This window comes from Streptomyces sp. NPDC029152, assembly GCF_055564355.1.
The window spans coordinates 583492-590304 of record NZ_JBVHWR010000004.1; the positions used below are offsets into that span (position 1 = coordinate 583492).

6 protein-coding genes and 1 rRNA gene are annotated in these 6813 nt (G+C 68.1%); all 7 read right to left on the minus strand.

Going from position 1 to position 6813, the window contains the following annotated elements; translation table 11 throughout:
- Positions 1 to 8: 8 nt before the first annotated feature.
- The 7 genes from ACZ4V6_RS12170 to rrf all read right to left on the minus strand — a co-directional run bounded on the left by ACZ4V6_RS12170 (position 9) and on the right by rrf (position 6656).
- On the minus strand, positions 9 to 968 hold the full coding sequence (locus tag ACZ4V6_RS12170; protein ID WP_467825566.1) for an FHA domain-containing protein: 960 nt from the start codon (positions 966 to 968) through the stop codon (positions 9 to 11).
- Between the two features lie 61 nt (positions 969 to 1029).
- Positions 1030 to 1875, minus strand: a complete 846-nt coding sequence (locus ACZ4V6_RS12175) for a DUF881 domain-containing protein (RefSeq protein ID WP_467825568.1) — start codon at positions 1873 to 1875, stop codon at positions 1030 to 1032.
- Positions 1876 to 1880: 5 nt separating this feature from the next.
- A complete protein-coding gene (locus tag ACZ4V6_RS12180) occupies positions 1881 to 2213 on the minus strand; it encodes a small basic family protein (protein WP_003977440.1) in 333 nt (110 codons plus the stop codon).
- Positions 2210 to 3046: a DUF881 domain-containing protein gene (locus tag ACZ4V6_RS12185; RefSeq protein ID WP_467825571.1), complete on the minus strand. Its 837-nt coding sequence runs from the start codon at positions 3044 to 3046 to the stop codon at positions 2210 to 2212. The genes ACZ4V6_RS12180 and ACZ4V6_RS12185 overlap by 4 nt, the downstream gene beginning before the upstream one ends.
- 167 nt (positions 3047 to 3213) lie before the next feature.
- On the minus strand, positions 3214 to 5709 hold the full coding sequence (locus tag ACZ4V6_RS12190; RefSeq protein ID WP_467825574.1) for a sugar phosphate nucleotidyltransferase: 2496 nt from the start codon (positions 5707 to 5709) through the stop codon (positions 3214 to 3216).
- Between the two features lie 112 nt (positions 5710 to 5821).
- Positions 5822 to 6430, minus strand: a complete 609-nt coding sequence (locus ACZ4V6_RS12195; protein ID WP_467825576.1) for a CDP-alcohol phosphatidyltransferase family protein — start codon at positions 6428 to 6430, stop codon at positions 5822 to 5824.
- Positions 6431 to 6539: 109 nt separating this feature from the next.
- Positions 6540 to 6656: ribosomal RNA gene (gene rrf, locus ACZ4V6_RS12200) — 5S ribosomal RNA — on the minus strand.
- Positions 6657 to 6813: the final 157 nt, after the last annotated feature.

Here is a 6813-nt window from a genome sequence, read left to right on the forward strand (position 1 = left end):
GGGTTCGGTCAGTAGCCCCGCTGGCTCGCGTAGAAGACCAGCCGGTACTTGCCGATCTGCACCTCGTCGCCGTTCGACAGCGCGACCTGGTCGATCCGCTCGCGGTTGACGTACGTGCCGTTCAGGCTGCCGACGTCGGCGACCGTGAACGAGCCGTCCGGACCGCGGCGGAACTCCACGTGCCGGCGCGAGACCGTCACGTCGTCCAGGAAGATGTCGCTCTGCGGATGGCGCCCGGCCGTGGTCAGCTCGCCGTCCAGCAGGAAGCGGCTGCCGGAGTTCGGGCCACGGCGCACGACCAGGAGCGCCGAGCCCAGGGGCAGCGCGTCCACGGCAGCCTGCGCCTCGGGAGAGAGCGCCGGCACCGCCGTCTGACCGGTCATTTCGGCGTCGTACGCCTCCAGGCCGGAGATGGAGATCGTCGAGGTCGTCTCGGACGCACGCTCCGGAACCGCCCCGGGGCGCAGCGGGGCGCCGCAGTTGGAGCAGAAGCGGCTGTTCTCCGCGTTGCGGTTACCGCACCTCGTGCAGACCAGGGCCGACATGGACGGATCCTCCTGCCGCGGCTGCCCCGCCGGGGCATTCGACGCGTACGGGCCGGGGGAAAACCCTCCACCCGCACCTGAGGTTGACGGTTGTCCGAAACCTATGTCGCCGGACTGCGCAGGGTCAACAGACGGCGCGCCCTGACCACCGGAAATGCCACCGCCCGGACCAGCCACCTGGTCCCGGAACATCGGGCGCGGACCCTCTGCGTCAGGCTGTGCGCGATGGCGGGCGGTCGCGTTGTCGCTGCCCTCTCGCGCGCTCTTGCCGAACAATTTCGCAAACAACTTCACGGGCGATTCCCCTTGACCGAAACAGACCCGCCCGTGGGGCAGGACGAACCCTGACTGAACGTACTGGCCGACCCGGACACCTTCACAACGTCCGTTTCCACCAGACAGTTTCCACCACGCACCACCCAAACGGTGCGCCGACCCCCCGCAACCTCATGCCCTCGCCGCATACCCCCCATGCACCGCCGGTTCACCGCGAGGACGACCGAGCGTAGTCAGGCCGCTTCGTCGCTCGCAAGGCGTCCACGACGATCTTGCTCGACCGCTCAACAGTAACGGTGGCCTGTTCCTTCTCCAGAGTCTGCACCACGCCTCCAGGGATGTTGAGCGCCGGTTCCAGGTCCTGCGGCTTGCCGATGACCTGGAAACGATAGGGCGCGTTGATCTTGTTCCCGTCGACGCTCACGCTCTCGTCGGCATCGGCGAGGTAGGTGCCCGCGACGATCCGGACCCCGTTCACCTGGATCGCCTCCGCTCCCGCCGCGCGCAGTTCCTGGACCGCGTCGAGCAGCATGTCCGCCTCGACCGCTCCCTTCGTGTCCTCGATGGTCACCGTGATGCCGGGCCCCTGCGCGGCCACCGTGCCCGCCAGGATGCCGAGTTGCCGCTCCTTCTCCAGCGTCTGCTTGCGGGCCTCCTCGGCCTGGTCCGAGCTGTTCTCCAGCTCGTCGCGCTGCTTCTCGAGGCCCTGCTTCTCGTCTTCAAGACGCTGAGTCCGGTCGTCCAGTTCATCGAGGATGCGTACGAGATCCTCCTGCCGGGCGCCGCGCAGCGCACTGTCGCTGTCGCTGTTCGACGCGACCTGGACCGCGAGGCCGAATCCCAGGCCGAACAACAGCAGCGCGACGATCAGTTGGGCCCGGGTGACGCGTGGTGGCCACAGCCCCTTCACCAGCCGCTGCCGGCCGGTGAGCCCGGGCCGCGGCCGCGTCCCGTCCTCCTGCGGGGCGCCTCCGGCGGGCGGGCCGGCGGCCGGCACCTCCTCGGGCAGTTCCCTGCGCAGCCTGTGCGCGGGCTGTTCGTCGTGATCGCTCATCGGCCTCACGCCCGGAACACGTGCCGACGGATCGCCGCGGCGTTGGAGAAGATGCGGATGCCGAGGACGACCACGACACCGGTGGACAGCTGGGCACCCACACCCAGCTTGTCGCCCAGGAACACGATCAGCGCGGCCACGACCACGTTCGACAGGAACGACACCACGAAGACCTTGTCGTCGAAGATGCCGTCGAGCATGGCCCGCAGACCGCCGAAGACGGCGTCGAGCGCCGCCACGACGGCGATCGGCAGATAAGGCTCGACGGCCGCCGGCACCTCGGGCCGGACCAAGAGGCCGGCCACGACTCCCACGACGAGGCCCAGTACGGCGATCACGATGTGCCCTTCTCGGATATCGGTTGTGCTGTACGTACGATCACGCTCGGTGCGGCCGGAAGCCGGAGCCCGTCCTCCGTGGAGAGGGCCGTCCGGATGCCGTAGCTCTCCTGGAGGGCATGCAGGTAAAGCCCGTCCGCGCTGTCCTGGAACCTGCTGCTGAGCTGCTTGCCGTCCCCCACCGCGAGCACCGTGTACGGCGGCACGAGCGGTCTGTTGTCGACCAGTATCGCGTCCCCCGCGGCACGGATGGCCGACAGCGCGGTCAGCCGCTGTCCGTTGATGGAGATGGCCTCGGCCCCCGACTCCCACAGCCCGTTGACCACGCGCTGCATGTCCCGGTCGCGCACCCGGCCGGTGTCGGAGAATCCGGAGGTGCCGCGCGGCCGACCGTCGACGCCTGCGCCGACCTCCTTGGCGTCGTCCACCACGAGCTTCACGCCGGGACCGTGCACTTCGACCGCGCCGGCCAGGACGCCCACCAGGTCGGTCCGCTCGCCGTCGCCGCTCTTCGCCAGCACCTCGCGCTGCCGCGCGCTCACCTCGTCGCGCAGCTCGTCGACGTTCTTCTCGAGCTCGTCGGCCGCAGAGGTCTCCTCCTCGATGCGGTCGATCAGCTCCTCCCGCTCCTTGGCGACGACGGGGGCCGCGACGCGTGCCTGCGCCGCTCCGACCGTGACCACCAGGGCGGCGAGCACGAGCCCTGCCGCCAGGGCGAGCTTGGCGCGGAGTGTGCGGGGCATGCCGCCGGCGCCCTCGGCCTTCTTCCGCGCGGCGGCTTCGGCGTATCCGTCGTCGAGACTGTGGTCCATCACGTTGGTGAGCAACGACATGGACGCGTCCGGGCGTGCGGGCCGCGTGGCTGTGCTCCGAACGGGGGGTTGCTGCGGCATGCCGCACATCGTCGCACGCCACGGCCACTACCTCCGAATGGCCCCACCGGCGTGCCGGACAGGCCCCTTTGGGGACACTTGTCCGGCACGCACGCGTGCGGAGTGTTCTACCGGCCCGCGCTGTCCACCACCGCGGACCACTCGTCGAGCAGCGCCTGCGCCGAGGCGTCGTCGGGGCCCTCGGCCCACAGGTGGGTGACGGCTTCGGCCGGGTCCGGCAGCACCATCACCCAGCGTCCGTCGGTCTCCACCACGCGGACGCCGTCGGTGGTGTCCACGAAGCGGTCTCCGGCCGCCTCGACGACCCGCCGCATCACCAGCCCCTTGACGGCCCAGGGGGTGGCCAGGTCGCGCTTGAGGACGTGCGCCCGCGGAATCCGCGCGTCGATCTGGCTGAGCGTGAGCTGCGTCCGCGCCACCAGACCGATGAGCCGCACGAACGCCGCCGTGCCGTCGTAGACACTGCTGAATTCCGGGACGATGAAGCCGCCCTTGCCGTCACCGCCGAAGATCGTGCCTTCCTCACCACCGACCCGCGTGAGGTCGTCCGGCGAGGTCGTCGTCCACTCGACCTGGGTTCCGTGGTACGCCGCCACCTGCTCGGCGATCCTGGTGGTCGTCACCGGCAGCGCGACCCTGCCGCTGCGCCGTTCGGCGGCGATGAGGTCGAGCATGACCAGCAGGGCCCGGTCGTCCTCGATGATGCGGCCCTTCTCGTCGACGAGCGAGAGCCGCTCACCGACCGGGTCGAACCGCACGCCGAACGCGGCCCGCGACGACGCCACGATCTCCCCGAGGCGCACCAGCCCCGACCGCCGCATGTCCTCCGACTCGGTCGGCCTGGACTCGTCGAGTCCGGGGTTGATGGTCAGCGAGTCGACGCCGAGCTTGCCGAGCAGGCTCGGCAGGACCAGCCCGGCGCTGCCGTTGGAGGCGTCCACGACCACCTTGAGTCCGGACTCGGCGATCCCGGTGGTGTCGACGTTCCGCAGCAGCGACCCGGTGTACGAGTCGAAGACGCTGGACGGGAAGTGCAGGTCCCCGATCTCGCCGGGGAACGCCCGCCGGTACTCCTGCCGCGCGAACACCCGGTCCAGCTTCCGCTGGCTGCCCTGCGAGAGGTCGGCGCCCTGCCCGTCGAAGAACATGATGTCCACGGAGTCCGGCACCCCGGGCGTGGTGCGGATCATGATCCCGCCGGCACTGCCGCGAGCGGTCTGCTGCCGCGCCACCGGCAGCGGTACGTTCTCCAGGTCGCGTACGTCGATGGCGCTGGCCTGCAACGCGGAGATCACCGCCCGCTTCAGCGCACGCGCGCCGCGGGAGTGGTCACGGGCCGTGGTGACGGTGGAGCCCTTCTTCAGCGTGGTCGCATAGGCGCCGGCCAGCCGCACGGCCAGCTCCGGCGTGATCTCCACGTTGAGGATGCCGGACACCCCGCGGGCGCCGAAGAGATGGGCCTGCCCCCGCGACTCCCAGATGACCGAGGTGTTGACGAAGGCACCGGCCTCGACCGTCTTGAACGGGTACACCCGCACGTTGCCCTGGACGATCGATTCTTCACCGACCAGGCACTCGTCGCCGATGACGGCGCCGTCCTCGATCCGCGCGGCGCGCATGATGTCGGTGTTCTTGCCGACCACGCAGCCCCGCAGGTTGCTGTGCGGCCCGACGTACACGTTGTCGTGGACGACGGCCTTGTGCAGGAAGGCGCCGCTCTTGACGACGACGTTGGACCCCACGACCGTGTGCTCGCGGATCTCGGCGCCGGCTTCGACCTTGGCGTAGTCGCCGATGTAGAGGGGGCCGCGCAGCACGGCGTCGGGGTGCACCTCCGCGCCCTCCGCCACCCATACACCGGGAGAGATCTCGAAGCCGTCGATGTCGACGTCGACCTTGCCCTCGAGGACGTCGGCCTGGGCCTTGACGTAGCTCTCGTGGGTGCCGACGTCCTCCCAGTAGCCCTCGGCGACGTAGCCGTAGACGGGCTTGCCTTCCTTCATCAGCTGCGGGAAGACGTCGCCCGACCAGTCGACGGGCACATCGGGGTCGACGTAGTCGAAGACCTCGGGCTCCATGACGTAGATACCGGTGTTCACGGTGTCCGAGAAGACCTGGCCCCAGGTCGGCTTCTCGAGGAAGCGCTCGACCTTGCCCTCTTCGTCGACGATGGTGATGCCGAATTCCAACGGGTTGGGCACGCGTGTCAGACACACGGTGACGAGCGCGCCCTTTTCCTTGTGGAAGTTGATCAGGTCGGTGAGGTCGAAGTCGGTCAGGGCATCACCGGAAATAACGAGGAAGGCATCGTCCTTCAACGCCTCCTCGGCGTTCTTGACGCTTCCGGCGGTACCGAGTGGCTTCTCCTCATTGGCATAGGTGAGCTCCATTCCGAGCTCTTCACCGTCACCGAAGTAGTTCTTGACCAGAGAGGCCAGGAACTGCACGGTGACGACGGTCTCGTTGAGCCCATGCCTTTTGAGCAGCCTCAGAACGTGCTCCATGATCGGCCGGTTGGCCACCGGCAGGAGCGGCTTGGGCATGCTCGAGGTCATCGGGCGAAGGCGTGTGCCTTCCCCTCCGGCCATCACGACGGCCTTCATGTCGGAAGCGTCCTCCTCCAAGAGATGACGGTTTAGCCGACTTCCCCCGTCCAGGATCGCGCACTTTTGCAGCACGGGCCATCCGGCCAGGGCGGCCGCGCAAGGGACGAGTTCAATCGGCCGTGGTGTCCGCACGGACCAAGCGGCGGACCTGAACCACGTAGAGAACACCTGCCCACCAATAGAGGGTTGTACCCCATCCGGCGAACGCCCATCCGAAAACAGCGGCGAGTGACGCGATCCACCCGCTGCCGTCACTGAGCAGAAGCAGGGGGAAGGCGTACATGAGGTTGAACGTGGCGGCCTTCCCGAGGAAGTTCACCTGCGGCGGCGGATAGCCGTGGCGGCGGAGGATGCCCACCATCACCAGCAGGACCGCTTCGCGCGCAAGCAGTACAAGGGTCAACCAGAGCGGAAGGATCTCCCGCCAGGTGAGTCCCACCAGGGTCGACAGGATGTAGAGCCGGTCGGCCGCGGGGTCCAGGAGCCGGCCGAGGCTGCTGATCTGGTTCCAACGCCGTGCGAGCTTTCCGTCCAGGTAGTCACTGACTCCGCTCAGAGCCAGCACCAACAGCGCCCAGCCGTCGCTCTCCGGGCCGCCGAACTCGGGCCGGAGGATCAGCCACAGGAAGAGAGGCACGCCGGCGAGACGCGCCATGCTGAGGATGTTCGGGATGGTGAGGACCCGGTCGGTCTGCACGCGGGTCTCCTGGACCTCCACGCGGGGGCCTCCTGGAAGAAACGAACCAATGATGCTCCCCGACCTTACCCCAACGCAAAAAAGCTCTGGCTCTTGGGCTGTTCGCCCAAGAGCCAGAGCTCTAAAAGGAGTTCGGCGGCGTCCTACTCTCCCACAGGGTCCCCCCTGCAGTACCATCGGCGCTGTAAGGCTTAGCTTCCGGGTTCGGAATGTAACCGGGCGTTTCCCCTACGCTATGACCACCGAAACACTATGAAACTGTCAACCGCACCATGTGTGGCACATGGGGTTGTTCGTGGTTTCAGAACCAACACAGTGGACGCGAGCAACTGAGGACAAGCCCTCGGCCTATTAGTACCGGTCACCTCCACACCTTGCGGTGCTTCCAGATCCGGCCTATCAAC

What these genes read in the sequence shown, in the direction of transcription:
- ACZ4V6_RS12190 (WP_467825574.1), bottom strand. Translation starts at nt 5,709, where the DNA reads ATGAAGGCCGTCGTGATGGCCGGAGGGGAAGGCACACGCCTTCGCCCG.
- ACZ4V6_RS12185 (WP_467825571.1), bottom strand. Translation starts at nt 3,046, where the DNA reads ATGTCGTTGCTCACCAACGTGATGGACCACAGTCTCGACGACGGATAC.
- ACZ4V6_RS12175 (WP_467825568.1), bottom strand. Translation starts at nt 1,875, where the DNA reads ATGAGCGATCACGACGAACAGCCCGCGCACAGGCTGCGCAGGGAACTG.